This is a genomic window from Leyella stercorea DSM 18206 (assembly GCF_000235885.1).
Taxonomy (GTDB): Bacteria; Bacteroidota; Bacteroidia; order Bacteroidales; family Bacteroidaceae; genus Prevotella; species Prevotella stercorea.
Map to the genome: position 1 here is coordinate 22,170 of NZ_JH379395.1, position 19,611 is coordinate 41,780.

At 50.1% G+C, this 19,611-nt stretch carries 14 protein-coding genes and 1 tRNA gene; 9 read left to right on the forward strand and 6 right to left on the reverse strand.

The window, feature by feature from the left end; genetic code table 11:
• Positions 1-99 precede the first annotated feature (99 nt).
• The 6 genes from HMPREF0673_RS03755 (at position 100) to HMPREF0673_RS03780 (ending at position 9,268) form a co-directional block, all read left to right on the forward strand.
• Positions 100-1,311, forward strand: a complete 1,212-nt coding sequence (locus HMPREF0673_RS03755) for a BamA/TamA family outer membrane protein (protein WP_040596350.1) — start codon at positions 100-102, stop codon at positions 1,309-1,311.
• A 2-nt stretch (positions 1,312-1,313) separates the two neighbouring features.
• On the forward strand, positions 1,314-3,044 hold the full coding sequence (locus HMPREF0673_RS03760) for a phosphoethanolamine transferase (protein ID WP_007898274.1): 1,731 nt from the start codon (positions 1,314-1,316) through the stop codon (positions 3,042-3,044).
• Between the two features lie 414 nt (positions 3,045-3,458).
• The gene (locus HMPREF0673_RS03765; RefSeq protein ID WP_007898276.1) at positions 3,459-3,875 is read left to right on the forward strand and encodes a DUF6249 domain-containing protein; all 417 of its coding nucleotides are present in this window, start codon (positions 3,459-3,461) and stop codon (positions 3,873-3,875) included.
• A 12-nt stretch (positions 3,876-3,887) separates the two neighbouring features.
• A complete protein-coding gene (locus HMPREF0673_RS03770) occupies positions 3,888-4,364 on the forward strand; it encodes an RNA polymerase sigma factor (protein WP_007898277.1) in 477 nt (158 codons plus the stop codon).
• The gene (locus HMPREF0673_RS03775) at positions 4,361-4,771 is read left to right on the forward strand and encodes a hypothetical protein (RefSeq protein WP_007898278.1); all 411 of its coding nucleotides are present in this window, start codon (positions 4,361-4,363) and stop codon (positions 4,769-4,771) included. Before HMPREF0673_RS03770 ends, HMPREF0673_RS03775 begins: the two co-directional genes overlap by 4 nt.
• Before the next feature lie 99 nt (positions 4,772-4,870).
• Positions 4,871-9,268, forward strand: coding sequence for a choice-of-anchor J domain-containing protein (locus tag HMPREF0673_RS03780; protein WP_157591621.1), 4,398 nt, complete (start codon positions 4,871-4,873; stop codon positions 9,266-9,268).
• Positions 9,269-9,668: 400 nt separating this feature from the next.
• Here HMPREF0673_RS03780 and HMPREF0673_RS03785 read toward each other — a convergent pair whose 3' ends face one another.
• From HMPREF0673_RS03785 to HMPREF0673_RS03810, 6 genes are all read right to left on the reverse strand, one after another.
• On the reverse strand, positions 9,669-9,980 hold the full coding sequence (locus HMPREF0673_RS03785) for a HigA family addiction module antitoxin (RefSeq protein ID WP_007898281.1): 312 nt from the start codon (positions 9,978-9,980) through the stop codon (positions 9,669-9,671).
• An 8-nt stretch (positions 9,981-9,988) separates the two neighbouring features.
• Positions 9,989-10,306, reverse strand: a complete 318-nt coding sequence (locus HMPREF0673_RS03790; RefSeq protein WP_040596363.1) for a type II toxin-antitoxin system RelE/ParE family toxin — start codon at positions 10,304-10,306, stop codon at positions 9,989-9,991.
• A 107-nt stretch (positions 10,307-10,413) separates the two neighbouring features.
• A complete protein-coding gene (locus tag HMPREF0673_RS03795; RefSeq protein WP_007898286.1) occupies positions 10,414-11,286 on the reverse strand; it encodes an AraC family transcriptional regulator in 873 nt (290 codons plus the stop codon).
• Between the two features lie 47 nt (positions 11,287-11,333).
• Positions 11,334-12,116, reverse strand: coding sequence for a CPBP family intramembrane glutamic endopeptidase (locus HMPREF0673_RS03800; protein ID WP_007898288.1), 783 nt, complete (start codon positions 12,114-12,116; stop codon positions 11,334-11,336).
• 175 nt (positions 12,117-12,291) lie between these two features.
• Positions 12,292-13,185, reverse strand: a complete 894-nt coding sequence (locus HMPREF0673_RS03805; protein WP_007898292.1) for a bifunctional riboflavin kinase/FAD synthetase — start codon at positions 13,183-13,185, stop codon at positions 12,292-12,294.
• A gap of 87 nt (positions 13,186-13,272) precedes the next feature.
• Positions 13,273-15,267 carry a DUF5686 family protein gene (locus HMPREF0673_RS03810; RefSeq protein WP_157591622.1) on the reverse strand — a complete coding sequence of 665 codons (1,995 nt, stop codon included), beginning with the start codon at positions 15,265-15,267 and terminating at the stop codon, positions 13,273-13,275.
• A 353-nt stretch (positions 15,268-15,620) separates the two neighbouring features.
• On the opposite strand from HMPREF0673_RS03810, the gene HMPREF0673_RS03815 reads away from it, so the two are divergent.
• The 3 genes from HMPREF0673_RS03815 to HMPREF0673_RS03825 form a co-directional block, all read left to right on the forward strand.
• Positions 15,621-15,694 (forward strand) — tRNA-Ile (locus HMPREF0673_RS03815).
• Between the two features lie 411 nt (positions 15,695-16,105).
• The gene (locus tag HMPREF0673_RS03820) at positions 16,106-17,293 is read left to right on the forward strand and encodes an ATP-binding protein (protein ID WP_007898297.1); all 1,188 of its coding nucleotides are present in this window, start codon (positions 16,106-16,108) and stop codon (positions 17,291-17,293) included.
• 17 nt (positions 17,294-17,310) lie between these two features.
• Positions 17,311-19,611: hypothetical protein (locus tag HMPREF0673_RS03825; RefSeq protein WP_007898298.1), on the forward strand; the 2,301-nt coding region annotated here is incomplete at its 3' end.

A 19,611-nucleotide genomic window follows, 5' to 3' on the forward strand; every position in this document is an offset into this window, starting at 1 on the left:
GATGGTGAGGTGTTGAGATGGTGAGGTGTTGATATGTTGATATATCCAAGCCTTTTAAGCCAAGAATACTATTTAATTATTAATAAAAAATATGAGGTTATGCGCCCCTTTAAAGCGATATTATTTCTGTTCTTAATAGCTCTGCAGCCCGTTTGGGCTACAGAGCCGTTCGGTTTTGATACCACTTTTGTAGCGAGTGCAGCAACCAGTGAGGTTGCTGCTGTTGCTGACACCATTGCTGCAAGACCGGCAAAGAAGAAAGACATCTTCAGTCGTTTCCTTGCCTACTTCAACGATGCCAACAAGGAGAAGAAGAACAAACGTTTCGACTTCAGTGTCATCGGCGGACCGCACTACAGCTCCGACACCAAGTTCGGCATCGGACTCGTGGCTGCCGGACTCTATCGTTCCGATCCTACCGACTCGCTGTCGGCTCCGAGCAATGTGTCGCTCTTCGGCGACGTGTCTACCGTAGGCTTCTACATGCTCGGTGTGCGCGGCACGCATAAGTTTCCACGCGACACCCACCGCCTCAACTACACCGTCTACTTCTATTCCTTCCCTTGCTACATCTGGGGATGGGGCTACGACATGGGCAATGTGGATGGCAACAAGAGTAAGATGAAGCGTTGGCAGGCGCAGTTCAAAGCCGACTGGCTCATACGCACCGCCGACAACCTCTTCATCGGTCCTACCGTCGACTTCGACTATGTGCGCGGCACTAAGTTCGACCGTGTCGACTTGCTTGGTGGCGAACGCACAGAGACGCTCAACTTCGGTGCCGGCATGACCGCCATATACGACACGCGCGACAACCTCACTGCGCCGAAGCGTGGCATGTACATACAGTTCATGCAGCTCATGCGCCCGAAGTTCATCGGCAACAAATACAACTCCTACACCACCGACTTCCGCATCGACGGCTACACGCATCTGTGGAAGGGTGCCACGCTTGCTGCCGACTTCCGTACGCAGTTCAACTTCGGCGATGTGGAGTGGTCGATGCTCGCGCAGCTCGGCGATAGCTACTCGATGCGCGGCTACTACCAAGGACGCTATCGCGACAACCATAAGATAGAGACGCAGGTGGAGCTGCGTCAGCATGTATGGAAGCGCAACGGTGTGGTGGCGTGGGTAGGTGCCGGAACCATCTTCCCGAAGTTTAGCAAGATACAGCTGAAGCACATACTGCCGAACATGGGTGTGGGCTACCGCTGGGAGTTCAAGAAGAATGTCAACGTGCGACTCGACTACGGCTTCGGCAAGTCGGGACAGCACAGCTTCATATTCAATATCAACGAAGCGTTCTAATTATGAAAAAGATATTAGCTCTCCTCACCTCTCCCCGTTTTCTCTTCTTCTACATTGTGCTCACGCTCGCCATTCCGAACGTGGCACTCTGCTTCACCGAGCACATGCCCGTGCTGGCTTGCATAGCCAACATCGTGCTGCCCGTGTCGCTCTATGCGCTGCTGATGACGCTGTCCGCGAAGACGGGTCGCCAGGTGTGGTGTATGTTCCTTATCATCTTCTTCGCAGCCTTCCAGATAGTGCTGCTCTACCTCTTCGGTCGCGGCGTGATAGCCGTCGACATGTTCCTCAATCTCGTCACCACCAACCCCGGTGAGGCGATGGAACTGCTCAACAACCTTGTGCCAGCCGTGGCTACTGTCTTCATCCTCTACCTGCCGCTGCTCGTGCTCGCCGCTATGTCGTGGGCACGCCACCGCACCGAGGACAAGGCGTTCCTGAAGCGCGTGCGCCGCTACTCCTGCTATGGCATGGCTGTGGGCGCAGTGTTCATAGCACTGAGCTATGTGGCTTATCCGAAGGACAGCGACTTCGACTATCGTGCCGAGGACCACGTCTACCCAGCCAACATCTTCTATAACCTCTATCTCGCCTGCCACGAGAGCTGCCGCATAGCCGACTATCGCAACGATGTAGCCGACTTCCGCTTCGGTGCACGTTCGGCTCACGCAGCCGACTCTGCCGAGGTGTACGTGCTCGTGATAGGCGAGACGGCGCGCGCCGACAACTTCCAGCTCTACGGCTACGAGCGCGAGACCAATCCGCTGCTCTCAAAGACCGACGGACTCAGCGTGTTCCGCCACGTGCTATCGCAGTCGAACACCACGCACAAGAGTGTGCCGCTGCTCCTCGCCGCCGCTTCAGCCGAGGACCACGCGCGTCTGTACCGCGAGAAAAGCCTTATCACGGCGTTCCGCGAGGCTGGCTTCCACACCTCGTTCATCTCCAACCAGCAGCCCAACCACTCGTTCATCGACTTCTTCGGCGACGAGGCTGACGACTTCGTGTTCATCCGTTCGGCTGTGAGCGTTGTCACAGGCGACGTCACGGCGCAGACCAGCGACGAGCGTCTGCTGCCTTACGTGCAGAACATCCTCGCCAAGAAGCGCAAGAAGGAGCTGATAGTGCTGCACACCTACGGCTCGCACTTCAACTACCGCGACCGCTATCCGCGCCATCGCGCCCGGTTCATGCCCGACACGCCCACCGAGGCAGAAGCCAAGAACCGCCCGTCGCTGCTGAACGCTTACGACAACACCATACTGCAGACCGACTTCGTGCTGCACAGCATCATCACGATGCTCGGCAAGAGCGGTGCGCAGGCGGCAATGCTCTACACCTCCGACCACGGCGAGAACATCTTCGACGACTATCGCAAGCGTTTCCTCCACGCCTCGCCCACGCCCTCATGCCACGGCATACACGTGCCACTCATCGTCTGGACCTCCGCGTCGTACCGCGCCGAGTATCCTGAGGTGGTGTCGGCACTCAACGCCAACCGCGAGAAGGATGTGCAGTCGAGCGTATCGGTGTTCCCGACGATGCTATCCATCGCCGGCATCAGTGCGCAGTGCGTCGCCGACGTAATGCCACAGTCGCTTGCCAACCCTGCGTTCCGCAGCAGCAAGCGCCACTATCTCAACGACCACAACCGCTCCGTAACCTTGCAACAGGCAGGCTTCGCCGATATCGACTTCGAGCAGCTCAAGCACTGGGGCATAGCTCAGCATTAGTACTGCTGAAGCATAGTAAACGCAGTGTTATAGTTATACTTCTGCGGTCTGCGCCGACCGATGCGGATGTCTGCGCCGACCGATGCGGATGTCTGCGCCGACCGATGCGCACCCTTAGGGGGTGCACTTGTCTCAAGTGCACCAACCACTTAATCTATGCACCAGCCAACCAATCAAGTGCACCAACCACTTAATCAGTACACCAACCAATCAATCAGGGCACTTGTCCATCTGTTTTTTTATTGCTGTAGCAGCCTTCTTTCTGATTGATACACTCTCCTTCTAAAAATAATCAGTAAATTTGCTGCTGCAATGTCACCTTTCACCCGTGTCGCTTGTTATATAAATGAACCGCTTCAGCAAGAAGCGATAGAATAGAACAACAAGTATAACAATTAAAGACGACAAAAGATTATGTTTTGGTTAGTACAACTTTTAGTTCCGATAGGAGTGGCAGTAGTGCTCCCTATCGCCGTTGTAGCAATCGTGTTCAAGAGTGCTATGGCATCCGAGCGCAACCGCAAGGAGATAGTGCTCGCCGCACTGGAGAAGAACCCCGACATCGACGTGGAACTGCTCATGAAGAACCTGAAGAAGTCGGAGAAGCTCATCAAGGAGAAGCTGCTCGCCAATCTGCAGCACGGCTGCCTCTGCTGTCTTATGGGCGTAGCCTTCGTGCTGCTCTATTTCTTCCTCAGCGTGCAGAAGGAAATTCTCATCATTGCTGGCACAGTACTGATAGCCATCGGCATCGCCTTCCTCGTGAGCTACTTCGTAGGTCGCCGTATGCTCGAGAAGGAGATGGAGGCAGAGGAGCAGAACATGAAGTAAGAGTAACAACCTATGACGAGAGAACAATTCATAGCACTGGTGAAGAGCGAGCAGGAGGCGTTGCGAGGCTTTCTGTTCGCCCTCTGCTGCGGTAAGCGCGACGATGCCGACGACATAGCGCAGGAGACGCTGGTGAAGGCTTACCTCTCGTCAGCTGGCTATCGGGACGAGGGCAAGTTCCGCGCGTGGCTGTTCACGATAGCACGCAACACCTTCCTCAACCACAAGGCGAGTACACGCACGCTCGACGACCTCAAAGCACTGAGCGCCATGCCATCAGCTGCCACAGCCGACTCCGCCTTCCGCCATCAGGAACTGTACATGGCACTCGCCACACTCTCGCCCAAGGAGCGCTCGGCGGTGGTGATGTTCTACATGAGCGGCTACTCGATAAAGGAGATTGCTGGCATCACCAGTAGTTCGGAAGACGCCGTGAAGAAACAACTCTCGCGCGGCAGAGACAACCTTAAAACCATTTTGAACGTATGATGAAAGATAAAGCACTTGAGGAACTCTTCCTCGCAGCCCGACCCACATTCGACGACAGCGACGCCTTCATCCGGAAACTCGAGAAGCGCCTCGATGCAGTGGAGTATCTGAAGCAGCACGAAGAAGCCTGCATCAGACGCTACCGCTACGCCATGCTTGCTGCCTTCGTGCTCGGAGTCGTCTTAGGCGGAGGCGCGATAGCCATGATGCTCAATGCGCCTGCCGACCAGCCACTCTTCACGTTCGGTGCAGAGAACGGACTGCTGCTTCTGCTCGGACAGTATTCGCGCTTCGCTGCGGTCATACTCTGCTCGGGCCTCGTGTGCCTCACGAATGTAAGTATTGTGAACATTGTTGTAGATTTGTTGAATATGCGCGATGTCAACAAGGCTTATTGTGTTAAATAAACCTTTTATGCTTGTCTGTATACATATTTATATATATATTTGCAAAATAAATCCGCTTTAATCGACAAAGACATAACAACTTACATCAAATTCTATATTATGAACAGAAGAAACAGACGCTCTGTTGCCTCTGTGATAGCTGCTGTAGCTTTAGCTATGGCAGCCTGTCCGGTATCGGCACAGACCAAAGCACAGACTGCGAAGTCGGGTGCTAATTTCCTCAGTCCGCTAAAGGCAGCAGCACGTGCAGCCAGCCGCAACCTCTGGGGCTATGTGAATAACGCTACGCAGTACCCTACAGCCAGCAAGCAGATTGGTTACATGGAGTTCGACGCAGCTACAGCTGGCAACTTCCGCGACCTCAAGACGGAAGATTTGGACAGCAGAATGTCGCCAAACGGCGGATGGTCGTACTACGATGGTAAGTACCACGCAGTACACTTCACAAGAAACCAGGCATCAAGCTCGCTTGTTGTTACCTACTATCAGTTCAATACCGAAGACAAATGGCATCAGGAGATTGCACCGGAGTTGGTTTCAAAGCTTGAACTAATCGCTACAACTACCGCTACAAGCCAGCTCACCGGCAAGGTATATGGTCAGTTCTATACCAACGACCTTTCGTCGTTCGAGTTCGGTATCATCGACTACGACAAGATGCAGCGCACCACAATCGCTCCGTCAAAACACAAGTTCGTGGCAATGGGCGTAAGCTCTGAGGAGCGCGTCTACGCTGTGGCTACCGACGGTGTGCTCTACGAGCTGAATACCATCACTGGCGAAGAGACCGAAATCGGTCCGACCGGTGTGTACGTAGCACCGTCGTCAGAAAAGAGCTACACGCAGAGTGGTGGCATCGACCAGGACGACGACACCTTCTACTGGGCTGCATACGATGCTGACAAGAAGGCTGCGCTCTACTCGGTAGACCTCAAGACCGGTAAGGCAACACTCATCGCCAACTTCCAATACAATGCACAGATACTCGGTTTGGCTATACCTGAGGCAACACCCGACGCAGCAGCACCTGGCACACCGACTGGCTTCTCTGTTAAGTTCGAGAACGGATTGACAAAGGGTTCGGTGTCTATATCTGCACCAGCGAAGACGTACGGCGGACAGACGCTCAGCGGCGACGTTACCTTCTTGGTACGCTCAGGCAAGACAGAACTACTCACCGGCACAATGCCTGCCAACTCCTCAATCACTAAGGAGATAACAGCTCCAGAGGGTCTGAACAATTTCACCGTTACGCTCTCTAACGCCGCAGGCAAGAGTAAGGCTGCCAAGACAACAGCATACGTAGGCTACGACGAACCAAACCAGGTGTCGTTCGCACGTCTGAAGATTGACACCAACGGCAAGGCAACCGTCACATGGGGCAAGCCCTCGGGTGCCGTACACAACGGCTACCTCGGCGACCTGCGCTACGACATCGTGCGCTATCCCGACGCTAAGACCGTAGGCACTAACATCAGCGGTCTGTCGTTCTCGGAGACTATCAAGGACAAGCACCTGCGCAACTACTACTACGGCATCATACCCGTCAACGGTGCGAAGCGTGGTGCAGAGCGTCGCACTGGTGCTGTGGCTTACGGCGACAACATCGTGCCGCCTTATTATGAGGACTTCTCTTTAGAGGAGTCATTGGATCTCTTTAATATTATCGATGAAAACGGCGATGATAACACATGGAAGTGGCATGAGGGTAAGCATAGCGCATACTACCCTGCTTCATCCAGCAAGGCTGCTGACGACTGGCTCATCACTCCTGCCATACAGCTTGAGGCTAACCACTCTTATAAGGTATCATTCACAGCACGCAGCTCAAGTGCCTACTTCCCCGAGAAGATAGAGGCAAAGTGGGGCAATAAGGATAAGGTGGAGAACCTTACAAATAAATTCCTTGCAGCAACAAAGCTGCCAGCTACGAGCACTACATACGATGGCACGGTTAACACAACTGCTGCTCAAATTTTCTACTTCGGTATTCACGCTATCAGCGACAAGGCAATGGACTATATCTATATAGAGAACTTCTCTATCGTAGACAATGGTCACCTCAATGCTCCTGCTGCAGTGGAGAACGTAAAAATCACTCCCGACCCGACAACCGCACTGAAGGCTAACATCAGCTTCCGTCTGCCGACAAAGACCGTTGCAGGCAAAACACTTGCTGCTGTCACAAAGGTTGTAGTAACTCGCGACGGCGTGACCGTTAAGGAGTTCGGCTCAAGTAAGTCGGGCGCAACACTCTCTTGCGACGACAACTCACCAGTAGCTGGTTTCAACAACTACACCATCACTGCTTACACCGCCGACGGTGCAGGCACCCCGACTGTTGTTGCTGCTTACGTAGGTCTCGACAAACCGGCTCCACTCACAAACGTGAAGGCTGCTGACGTGAAGACTGGCGTTAAGCTGACATGGGACAAGGCTTCTACACAAGGCGCAAATGGTGGTGCTGTGCTCACCAACGACGTAACATACAACGCTTACCGTGTGCGCATCTCTGACGGCGTAACAAGCCAGCAGCTCCTCGGCTCTGTTACAGAGAACACATACACCGAGAAGTTCAATACAGCAGAAGGCGAGCAGGCTGTACGCCTCTACTCTGTAGGCGCTAAGAACAGCAAGGGCGAGAGCGAGCGCGTAATGTCATCGCCAGTTGTAACTGGCAAGCCTTACGCTCTGCCGTTCCGTTCTAACTTCGTGAGTGGTGAGAATGCACACCTCTGGTGGTCGCTTACACTCGACGAGGAGGGTGGCATCGGCTTCCTGCATAACACCCAGACCTCAAGCGACGGCGACAACAACTGCCGCGTGTTCACATCGTTCAGCAAGGGTGGCACAGCCGACCTTAGCTCTGGTAAGATAGCTCTCGCCGGTGCAAGCAACCCGGCTGTGATATTCAGCCACAACGCTACAAGCGGAAAGAACTGCAGCATAGAGGTGTACGCACAGACTCCTGACGGCACACGCAAGCTCATCGGCACTGTCGACTACTCAAAGCTTAGCGGTAAGGCAGAGGATTGGCACCGCTCACTGTTCAAGATTCCGGCAGAGATGGCAAAGGCAGACTACGTTATCCTCACCTTCGTGGGTAAGGCAGACACATACGGCGTAGTGCGTATCGACGACGTAAACGTACACAATATCTACGACAACGACCTCGCTGTAAGCATCTCGGCTCCTGCCAAGATGAAGCGTGGAGCTTGGAGTAAGGCTACCGTTACCGTGACAAACAACGGCGAGAAGGCTGCTTCTAACTACCGCGTGCAGCTCAGAAGTGGTAATGACATCATGTTCGAGCAGACCGTAGCAGAGGCTATCCAGCCACTCGCAAGCAAGTCGTTCGTTGTGAATGTAAAGAACAACGCTACCAACACATCGAAGACATTCAAGTTGTATGCTGACGTAGAGTATGATGCCGACCAGTACAAGGCAGACAACAGCACTGCATTTGTAGTAGAACTGACTGAGTCGGGCATCCCGATGCCAGAGAACTTCTCGGCTACAAAGGACGAGGCTACAAGCAAGCTCACCATGAACTGGAGCGTACCAACATCGGCAAGCATCCAGACTCGCGAGACATTCGAGAGCTACGACAACTGGACTATCAACCAGTTCGGCGACTGGACTACCTACTCTTCTATCAAGAGTGGTGAGACCGGTGGTCTGTGGGGATCGCAGGGTATGCCTTTCCCGCACGAGAACGAAGTTTATAACTACATCGTGTTCAACCCGGAAGCTATCCAGGAAGGTATCACTTCGCAGAATTTCTCTCTTAAGCCTCACGGTGGCGAGAAGTGTCTGATGACAATGTTCGCTCGCGAGATTGTCAACAAGAAGTTCGTTTACTACGACGCTGACAACTGGCTCATCTCGCCGATGCTCTCTGGCGAGGCGCAGACTGTGCTCTTCTGGGCTAACAACGGTCAGCCCGACCCGATGAACATCCGCTATCCGCAGACCATCGAGGTTTACTACTCTGACAAGACTGCCGACCACGCAGACTTCAAGTTGTTAAAGACCTTCACACACAGCGGTGGCAAGTGGGATTCTTACACAGTAGACCTGCCGGAGGGCGCAAGCTACTTCGCTATCCGTTGCGCAACACCTGAGGCTGATGCTTACATGCTCATGCTCGACGACATCGTCTACAAGGCAGGCTTCGGCAAGCTTGAGGGTTTCCGTGTATATCGCAACGACAAGATGATTAAGGAGCTTCCGGCTACTGCAACATCTTACGACATCAACTTCGACCCGAAGGCAGAGCCTACACGCTACAGCGTATCGGCTGTGTACACCGGTGGCGAATCGGCGGCTGCTACATCTGACGATTGCCAGACAGATATCCACGGCATTACGATCGACGCTCAGCATCCTGCTGATGTCTACACCATCGACGGCAAGCTCGTGATGAAGAACGCTACATCGCTCAGCTCGCTGAAGCGCGGTGTGTACGTTGTGAACGGCGTTAAGATCGTGAAGTAACAAGGTCGGAAAGTAAACCGTTTTCGTAAAGAAAACTGGAAGATAACCAGAAAAGGCTGGAAGATAGGCTGGGAGATATCACGCTCCCAAGGCTCATCTTCCAGCCTTTATCGTTCTTATAATCTGTGGGTTACGGCAAAACTGGCAGATATGGAGGATTTTTTCGCATACAGACTTATTATAGGGGTTATTCAGGGGGTGCACTTGTCTCAAGTGCACCAACAAAGCAATAAGTGAACTGACGTAACATTGGTGCACTTCTTGCTCTGGCAAGCGGCAAAGCCGAGCGGAGACAAGTGCACCCCCCTTGGTGTTATCGGACATCCCTAATACAAAAAATCGCCTCGCTTGGAGATCATCTCCAAGCGAGGCGATTTTATTTGTTGTATTATTGAAGTCTTTAAAATACAGCAGCAATACGGCGAATATTTTTCAATTTTTCGTGCAGTGAATTATCTTCCATTGCCGTGTGCATATTGTATTTCATCTGCATCTTTAGGAGAGAATCAGCAGGGATGTCTAAAGCCGCTTCGAACATCAATGCTGTAGTTGTGGTGATTGGGCGACGAGCATTAAGTATTTCGTTCAGTACGCTGTAGCCCATTTCTAAGCTATCTGCAAACTTACGTTGTGATATGCCTCTCTCCTCCAATTCGTCTTTTACTACTTCACCAGGGTGAGTAGGGTAAAAACCATAACCTAAATCTGACATAATTATATTTACTTATAATGGTTTGACAACTCTAAAATATTGCAGATCGTAATCTTTCTTTCATTACCAATAACTTCTGAGCGGAACTCTATTCGGTATTGGTCATTGACTTTTACTGATTCACGATCTTTTTTGTCACCGATTAGTGCTTCATAATGAAGTGACTTGTATCGGTAGAAGTCTTCAGTGCAACTTAATGATTCCATCAAGTCTATCACTCTAATGTATTTCTTTATGATTTGAGGCTGAAAGCGATATTTCTTATTGTGCGCTTTTCCCTCATAATATAATTCTCGGAGATAGTCCTCTTCAAATTTGATTTCCATTTCTTTTGTCTTATGCTTGCAAAGATAAGTGTTTAATTTAATATTCGCAAAAAAAGCGAACATTTATTTTAAATATACACTATTATGAGCAGTATTATCAAGATTTCTCAGCTGCGGCGATACTCCGACGGCGACATGCCGGTGTGTTCTTTGAAGTATTTGCCGAGGAACGACTGGTTGGAGAAGTTCAGCTCTTGCGCAATCTCCTTAATGCTCTTCTGCGTGTTGCGCAGCAGCATACGCAGCTCGATGGTGACGTAAGAGTCGATCCACTCGTTGGGCGTGCGCTTCGATACGGCTTTGATTGTCTCGGAGAGATACTTTGGCGATATGCAGAGCTGCTCAGAGTACCAACCCACGCGGCGCTCCGAGCGGAAGTGCTTCTCGACGAGCTTTATGAACTGCGTGAATATCTCCTCGGCACGTGTGTTGCAACTATCGTTCTGCGCCTGCACGCTGTAGATGACGTTCGACAGCTCGTATGCCATGGCGAGGAACATCGCCTGCACCATCTCGCGGCGGAAGCGGTTCTCTGGTTCGTCAATCTTCGCCTTTATGCGGAAGAATGTCTCGTAGATGAAGTCGAAGCGCTCCTTCGGAAGGCGGAATACGGGGTGGTTGCGTGCGAAGAGGAAGAGCGACGACAGCTCGTGAACGCTCTTTATCGTCTCGTTGAAGAATTTGTAGTCGACGAGTATGCCTATGCCGCGACAGTCGGGCGAGAGCGTGCAGTTGTAGACCGAGCGACCTTGGTTGATGATGATGAGGTCGCCGGGCTCAACGTTGTGCTTCACCGAGTCGACGTAGTAGCTCACGGTGCCACGCAGGCACATGGCAAGCAGCAGACACTGCATACGGCGTGGCTCGCGCGGAATGGGTATCTTCGCCACTTCGTCGAGTAGGAGTATGTCGTTGCCAATGTGGCTACCGTCGCAGAAGCGTACTGACTGGCTGACGGTGATATCTCTGAAATCGGGCATGATGTGTGGTGTTGAGATGGTGAGGTGGTGTTGGGTTGATATGGTGATTATTGCTGCGGCTTCTGCAGTCGCAGGTTGAGCTGGAACATGGAAGCACCGAATATCATCAGCGAGAAGACGATGGCGAGTGCCACGCGCTTCATGTCGCCACCGAAGAAATCGGCGAACTGCATGTCTGCCGACTGTGGCATGAGACGGTAGAGCAGCACGGCTGTTGAATTGTTCACCCAGTGGTAGACCACACCGGGCACGATGCTGCCCGTGCGCACGTACATCCAGCCGAGCAGCAGTCCGCAGAGGAACGCTCCGATGCCTTGCGCCATGTTGCCGTGAACGGTGGCGAAGAGTGCTGCCGAGAGAACTATGGCTACCCACTGGCGGTGTTTGCCCGTTATGTCGCAGAGTACGCGCAGTATGGCTCCGCGGAACACGTATTCCTCGGCGATGGGCGCTATGATGCCAATGGTGATGAAGCCAAGCTTATGCTGCATGATGCCCTTGAACATCTCGTTGTATGTGTCGGGCAGCGTTACGCCGAGCAGTTCGGTGAGGTATGCCAGTGGAGCTATGGTGCCTATGGTGAGGCATACCACCCAGAACATCGTGAACCACGGGCGTGTGTTGATGTATGCGCCCGAGCAGGGTGTCCAGCGCAGCTTGTAGAACAGTGCGATGGTGATAATGCTGCTTGCGAGTGTTGTGATGGTTGTGGTGCTTGCCGTCATGCCACTCGATTGGCTTATGAGCATTGCTGCAGCTACAGTTATCGCTTGTATCGTAAGGAAGGCGAAGAGGTACAACGCCACGTTCAGTAATTCTCGCTTTTTCATATTTTGATGTTGAGATGTTGAGATATGATGTTGAGATGTTTAGATATGATGTTGAGATGTTGTTATGTTGAGGTGTTGAGGTATGATGTTGAGATGTGATGTTGAGATGGTGAGGTGTTGAGGTGGTGATGTGTTGACAATAGTACAAATCTCAACACCTCAACATAACAACATCTCAACATAATACCATCAGCACCTCTTTCTTATCAGCCTCGAGTTGCTTCTGCAGTGCTTCAACGCTCTCGAAGCGTTGCTCGTCGCGCAGTTTCATGGCGAACTCCACGCACAGCTTTTTGCCGTATATGTCGCCATCGAAGCCGATGATGTGCGCCTCGATGGTGGTCTGCTGCCGTTGGAACGTAGGGTTTGTGCCGATGTTGAGCATCGCCGGCATCCACTCGCCGCCCTCTACGCTCACCCTTGTGGCATAGACACCGTTTCCGGGCACGAGCTTCTCTGCGCTTTCGGGCACGATGTTCGCCGTGGGGAAACCTATGCGGCGGCCCTCCTGAAAGCCGTGCGCCACGCTGCCCGTGATAGAGTAGGGGTGACCCAAGCAGTTGTTGGCTTCAGTGATGTTGCCCTCGACTATGAGACGGCGTATGAGCGACGACGACACACGCAGCCCGTCGATGTCTATCGGCGTGTTCTGCAGCACCTTCATGCCCATCTCCTCGCCGTAGCGCACATAGTCGGCGAAACCCTCGGCGCGGTTGTGCCCGAAGCGGTTGTCGTAGCCCGTGAGCAACATCGCCACACCGTACTTCTCGTGCAGCACCTGACGCATGAACTCGTATGCCGAGAGCTGCGCCATCTGCGTGTCGAAGTGAAGCACCTCTATGCGGTCGGCTGCGGTGGTGTGGAGCAGTTGCAGTTTCTCGTCGGTGGTGGTGATGAGCTGTGGCACGTAGTCGGCATGTACCACCTGACGCGGATGGCGGTCGAACGTGATGACGAGCGACTGCCTTCCTTGTGCGTGTGCCATGGTCGTAAGACTGTCAATCATAAACTGATGACCGCGATGTACACCGTCGAAGAACCCGATTGTTGCGCAATATTCGTTTCTCATATATGCAAAGATACTGATTTTAAGGCGAATGGCAAAGGAATAGTGCCTTTTTATGTCGGCGCGAGCCTCTCCGGCGTTCGCCTACGCCTACCAGCGGTTGAACAGTTCGAGACTGAAGCGCACGGCTACATCCGTGAATTTCCACTTCTTCTGCGACGCAAAGACACCTATCGACAGTGCGCGCGTCTGCACACCGTAGCCCCATTCTAAGTAGGGCGTGAGGTGACTCACGGAGAGCGCGCTGACGTACACGCGTTCCTTCTCCAACAGACGTCCTATGTAGGGTAGCCAGTAGAGTGCGAGCTGCGGTGTCTCATACGTCACGTTGCTACGCACGTAGTATTGTGAGGCGTTGTACCAGTTGGAGTTGAGCAGCTCGAACGAGCCCGACCAGTTGTCGTTCCATCCGTTTGGTATGTTGTTCTCGCGGAAGTTGCGATAGTCGAGGAAGTATCTGCCCGTGCTGCGATGTGTGTAGAAGCCCGTGCCCAGTCGCATCTGCAGCGAGTTGAGAGCCGACAGACGATGGATGTACTGTGCGTCGAACTCCATGCGCTCGTAGTCGATGTTGGCCCCCATGAAGCCGTTGATGCTGCGCTCGTAGTTGGCGGTCAGTATCGGACCTGCATAGCCTATCGGTCGGTACGTCAGTTCCACCATCGGTGCTACGGAGATGTATGTCGTCGGCATACCCACTTCCTCAAATCCCGTGTCCTGGATGGCAGTGCGGCGGTGCCCCATCACTCCCACCTCCAAGCCCCAACGCGGCGTAGGGTCGTAGTGGGCGTACAGCTTCAGACTATGGTCGCGGAAGTAGGTCAGGTTCAGACTGTCCCAGTTCATGGCGTCGTTGTGCTTGTCCTTGATGGCGTCGAGCACCGACGAGTTGCGTATGCGCCTGCCGCTTGCCCACTCCATCTGCACGTATCCGTTGTGGAGGTTGCTGAAGTAGTATGTGATCGGAATGTTGAAGTAGAACTGCTTCTGCTTGAAGGCATAACCAGCCTTTATGCGTGCCTGCATCTTCTGGTTGGCAGTGAAGTTGTACTGCGCCTGCACGTCGAGCAGGTACGTCAGACCGCGTCGGTTGCTGTAGCTGAACTGCAGAGGGTTCAGTATCGGACCGATGTTGAATGTTCCGCGCTTGTCCCTACCTATGTCGCCCCCGATGCGTCCCATCAGCGTCTCGCCGACGTTCGTCAGCAACTGTCTGTTGAATATGCTCCCATGCGTTTTGCTCGTTGAGTCGTTAAGAATATTGTCGTTGTAGCTCTGTTGGCAGAGATAAACCTCGTGCTCGGTGAGCGGAATGGGGCGCACGCGAGCGAGTAGGGTGGTGTCGTCACGCTCTGCGAGCGAGTCAATACCGCAGTCGGGCAACCCGTAAATCGTAGTGTACTCTGCCGTGATGTCGTTGCCGAGGAACAGAAAACGCGCATTCAGCGTACACTCCTTGGGTAGCAGCGTGCGTCCCTCCTCCTCGTCCATGGTCGTGGAGAGGTGAAAGCGCACCATGTCGTACTCGCCGTCGAGCGCAAACTCAATGATGCGTCCCGTCAGTTCGTCCACTTGTGCCCAACCGCTCACCAACTGCGTGCTGCTCTGACGTGGGGTGAAGTTCACGAGTGCCGTGCCCTGCGTGAAGCTCTGCGCCTTGTAGCGATAGTAGCGGCGGTTGCGTTGGAAGAAGGGCGAGATGATACGCCCGTCGATAAGCATCTCTTCGCTGATGAGCGGTGTGAGGTAGTTGAGCACGGTAGGCATAGGCTGCGACTTGCGCGTCGTCGTCGAACTTTCAAGCAGTCGGGTGGCGGAAACCGTTCCCTCCGCATCAATCCTCATATGGTTGTATGTCTCGCCGAACACCTCGCGCCTGCTCGCGTTTGCAATGGCAAACATCGACGGCACAGTGAGCAGCACAGCGTTGCGACGGTTCGTGCGGATGGCGTACTTTGTGTAGGCATAGCCCTCCTTCGGGCTGTGTTCTGTCGTGTCCACCGAGGCAGCATAACTGAACACGCGCTTCATAGTCTGAAGCGTGTAACTGCGATTGTCTGCTCTAACGCCACTTACGACAAACACAAATAGTATGGTTAATATGAATATTCTGCCTCTCACCCTTTCTGTTATGCTACATATCTTGATGAATTTCCTTTGTTTTCAGCATCCGCATCTACCGTCGCGAGCATCCGCACCGACCGTTACGAACCATCAGCATACGCTTGCAAAAGTAGTTAAAATAATGTCAAACACCCCATCAACCCACCCGATACTCCCCAAAACATAACGTTTATTAATGATTTTTCAGCCCTTTCTCAGTGTTTTTTCACTCCTTTCTTATTGTTTTATGCAGAAAAAGTTCCAAATATTTGGCGTTTCTCCCGAAAAACACTACCTTTGCAGTCGCAAACTTATCCTAATACATAGGTTAAGTCGGACTTGTAGCTCAGTTGGTTAGAGCAACAGACTCATAATCTGGAGGTCCCTGGTTCAAGCCCAGGCTGGTCCACGTTTCTATTACAGCGACTTACGCTTCGGCGTAGGTCGCTGTTTTTGGTTTCTGCGTAAACAATGCGTAAACAAACTGTTTGAGTTAGCCGTGTTTCGCTGTGATATTCTCTGAAACTCCCCATCATTCCATAAGATTGTTATAAGAAGAGTGGATTTTGTTTGGGTTTTAATGAGTAATTCCAAAGAATACTTTTGTAAAATAATCAAAAATATACATGCCAGATGCGGTTATTTCAGCTAAAAGTTCTATATTTGCCATCGAAAGATGGAGTTTTACTCAGTCTGTTGAGTAAAATTACTCAGCCGACTGAGTAAAATTATTCATTATGCTGAGTAAAACAACTTGAAAAGCCCCAATTAAATATAATAAGACTATACATATCACATTATCATCTATAAGCAACAGACCATGTACAAAAGAAAGATATATGATACCATCATCAATAGATTAGGTGAACAAAGAATGTTCATCCAAGTAATCATGGGACCACGACAGATTGGAAAATCTACCGTTATCAAGCAAGTATTGGATGATTTAAGTAAACCGTTTCTTTTCTATTCTGCCGACACCATACCTTCAACATCTTCCACTTGGATTAGCGATTGTTGGAATAATGCGCGTCTTCAAATGCGCACACAAGGACTTGAAGAAATGATCTTGGTTATTGACGAGATACAAAAACTTAAAAACTGGAGTGAATATGTAAAGAAAGAATGGGACGCTGATAGTCTAAATCACATCAACATCAAAGTGGCATTATTAGGCTCATCAAGGGTGTTATTAGAAAAAGGATTGGCAGAATCTCTCATGGGACGATATGAGGAAATCAGAATGAGCCATTGGAGTTATCCAGAAATGAAAGAAGCCTTTGGAATGACTATTGAACAATACATCTATTTTGGAGGCTACCCAGGAGCTGCCATGCTTATTGGTGACGAAGAACGTTGGAAGAACTATGTTAGCGGAGCCATCATTGATGCTACTATAAACAAGGACATCTTGATGGATTCTCCAATAGGAAAGCCTGCTCTGCTTCGTCAAACTTTCGAATTGAGCGTAGCTTATTCGGGTAAGATACTTTCTCTAACAAAAATGCTGGGAATATTGCAAGATGCTGGCAACACAGTTACATTGGCAGGCTATCTAAATCTTTTGAGCGATAGCGGACTTGTCACGGGACTACAGAAATTCTCTATAGATGTAGCCCGCAAACGTGCCAGCATTCCTAAATACCAAGTGTACAACAATGCCTTATTGAGTTCTCAATTAGGTTTAACATTTCAAGAAGCCGTTTCTGATAGTAAGCAATGGAGACAATTCTTTGAATCCGCCATAGGAGCCTACATATTAAGCGAAGCTTTTACCCATCGTTTTGAAGTCTTTTACTGGCGAGAAGGCAACGACGAGGTTGACTTCATCCTTAAGAAGAATCAGAAATTCATAGCTATAGAAGTAAAAAGTAATGGAGAGGCTTATACCACGGGTTTAGAGCGTTTTCGCAATCTGTTCCATCCGTCGGCAATATTTATCGTAGGCGAGAAAGGTATCTCACCAGAAGTTTTCTTGAACATGGATTTAAGAAAACTATTTGAATAACTTAATGACAAATAATTATGGCAACAAATAAAATACGTGAAGAGGAAGTAAAGAATAAAATTCGCCAAGAATTCTTTCAAGACTATGATGCGACACCTATCTTGGGCGACATAGACTTTGCTGTAACAACAAAAAGATCAAGTGGGGACGAGCTATCCGACCAAGAATATTTCTTATGGGCAGAAGCTAAAGCAGGAAACACGGAAGATATCTATGCATCTTTCGTGCAACTCATCATTACCATAGGTAAAGCCCATACACACGAATCATACTTACCACCTCGCTATCTTGGAGCCTTCGATGAAGAAAAGATTGCCTTTATCGAATATCATAACATTGTAAGTGTATTCTATCAGAATGACTTCAACTGGAATGTCACTCCCTCCAACCATAGCACCAAAGAGTTTCACATGCTCTCCGACTTGCTGAAAGAGAAACTCAAAAAGGAGATTAGGCTCTTCTACCTACATAAAGATGAAAAGGAGCTAAGAAAGTTCATTCGCTCTAATTTCAAGTTGGGGAAGCAGTCAACTAATGGTATCAATATAACAAAGAATAATTTCACTTATATCTACAGAAAATGGGTGGAAAAGGTCAAACCTTCTATCACACTTGATTGGGAAAAAGCTAAACAAAATGGTATTATTGACGCGGATTTCTTTCTTGCAGACATCTTCTCTAAGGAAAACACAACCCTTAGAGATAGGCTATATGTATTGCTGAAGAAGAATCATTATGAACTTGACCGTAAGATAGACTCCGCAGGGCTTTTCGATTCTAAGAAAGCACAGTTCAACGACAACCAGATTGCACACAACCAATTTTGGAATCTCTACGTCCGCCCTCCACGTAAAGAATACTGGGAATATATTGCTAATCGTAGAGACTTACTTGTTCCGCAAGACATCAGAGAGCGCAAAGGTTCATTCTTCACACCTCAATGCTGGGTAGAACTCTCACAAGAATACATCGCTAAAGATTTGGGAGAAGACTGGCAAGATGAATATTACATTTGGGATTGTTGTGCTGGCACAGGGAACCTTCTTGCTGGCCTTACTAACAAATATCAAATTTGGGCAAGCACATTAGACCAAGCAGACGTTGATGTTATACACGACAGAATTGCTAATATGGAAAAGGTCGGTACTGCCAACCTTTTGGATAGTCATGTATTTCAATTTGACTTTCTCAATGACTCTTTCGACAAATTACCTCCTGGTCTAAAAGACATCATAACAAATGAAGAAAGACGCAAGAAACTTATTATTTATATCAATCCACCTTGTGCAGAAGCCAGCAATGCAAGAACAGTTACAGGAACGGGTAGCAACCGAAAGGGATTAGCCTGCACCTCTACAAAAGACAAGTACAAGAAAGAACTTGGAAGAGCAGGCAATGAGATATTCGCACAATTCTTTGCAAGAATAGCAAATGATATTCCTGATTGCATACTTGCCTTGTTCTCTAAACTGAAAGCACTACAAGGTCCAAACTTTTCTGGATTTCGAGCTAAATACCAAGCAAAGCTCAGTAGGATGTTTATCGTTCCAGCAAACACATTCGATAATGTAACAGGGCATTTCCCATATGGTTTCCAAATATTTCACCTTGCAGAGAAGGAAGAGTTCGTATCTTGCATTGCTGATGTTTACGACAGCAAAGCCAATATGATTGGCAGCAAGAACATCTATTCTTGTAAGGGAGGCGAACTAATCATAGACTGGTTCAGAAAGTTTTACGACAAACAAGGAGACCATCTTGGATACCTGCGATTCTTAGGAACTGACTTCCAAAATAACAGAGGTGTGTTCTTGACTTTAGCACCATCTACCAATGACCTAAAACAGGTAAAAGGTACTTGGATAACAAGAAAGAATGTCATACCATCATGTGTTTATTTCAGTGTCAGACTTTGTACCGAAGCAACATGGGTAAATGACCGAGACCAATTTCTATATCCAAATAAGGAATGGAATTGCAACGAACATTTTTTATCCGACTGCTTAGTCTTCACGTTATTCAATGAAAAAAACAACATCCAAAGCCAACATGGCACTAACCATTGGATTCCATTCAGCGAGGAAGAGGTAGGTGCACAAGACAACTTCGAGAGTCATTTTATGCACGACTTCATCATGGGCAAAGTGAAAGAGGAAAAGCCTCAGCAAGAAGGAACAATACAAGACATATTTACAGAGCAAGAAGCTCAGACACCAGATGGCAATTCATTCACTCCAACAGAACCTTTGAAGTTTTCACAAGAAGCACAAGCTGTATTGGATGCCGGAGGTAGTGTAAACAGAACTGTGTCACGGCTC

Coding starts and splice junctions, on each gene's coding strand:
- HMPREF0673_RS03755 (WP_040596350.1), top strand. CDS start 100: ATGCGCCCCTTTAAAGCGATATTATTTCTGTTCTTAATAGCTCTGCAG.
- HMPREF0673_RS03760 (WP_007898274.1), top strand. CDS start 1,314: ATGAAAAAGATATTAGCTCTCCTCACCTCTCCCCGTTTTCTCTTCTTC.
- HMPREF0673_RS03765 (WP_007898276.1), top strand. CDS start 3,459: ATGTTTTGGTTAGTACAACTTTTAGTTCCGATAGGAGTGGCAGTAGTG.
- HMPREF0673_RS03770 (WP_007898277.1), top strand. CDS start 3,888: ATGACGAGAGAACAATTCATAGCACTGGTGAAGAGCGAGCAGGAGGCG.
- HMPREF0673_RS03775 (WP_007898278.1), top strand. CDS start 4,361: ATGATGAAAGATAAAGCACTTGAGGAACTCTTCCTCGCAGCCCGACCC.
- HMPREF0673_RS03780 (WP_157591621.1), top strand. CDS start 4,871: ATGAACAGAAGAAACAGACGCTCTGTTGCCTCTGTGATAGCTGCTGTA.
- HMPREF0673_RS03785 (WP_007898281.1), bottom strand. CDS start 9,980: ATGTCAGATTTAGGTTATGGTTTTTACCCTACTCACCCTGGTGAAGTA.
- HMPREF0673_RS03790 (WP_040596363.1), bottom strand. CDS start 10,306: ATGGAAATCAAATTTGAAGAGGACTATCTCCGAGAATTATATTATGAG.
- HMPREF0673_RS03795 (WP_007898286.1), bottom strand. CDS start 11,286: ATGCCCGATTTCAGAGATATCACCGTCAGCCAGTCAGTACGCTTCTGC.
- HMPREF0673_RS03800 (WP_007898288.1), bottom strand. CDS start 12,116: ATGAAAAAGCGAGAATTACTGAACGTGGCGTTGTACCTCTTCGCCTTC.
- HMPREF0673_RS03805 (WP_007898292.1), bottom strand. CDS start 13,185: ATGAGAAACGAATATTGCGCAACAATCGGGTTCTTCGACGGTGTACAT.
- HMPREF0673_RS03820 (WP_007898297.1), top strand. CDS start 16,106: ATGTACAAAAGAAAGATATATGATACCATCATCAATAGATTAGGTGAA.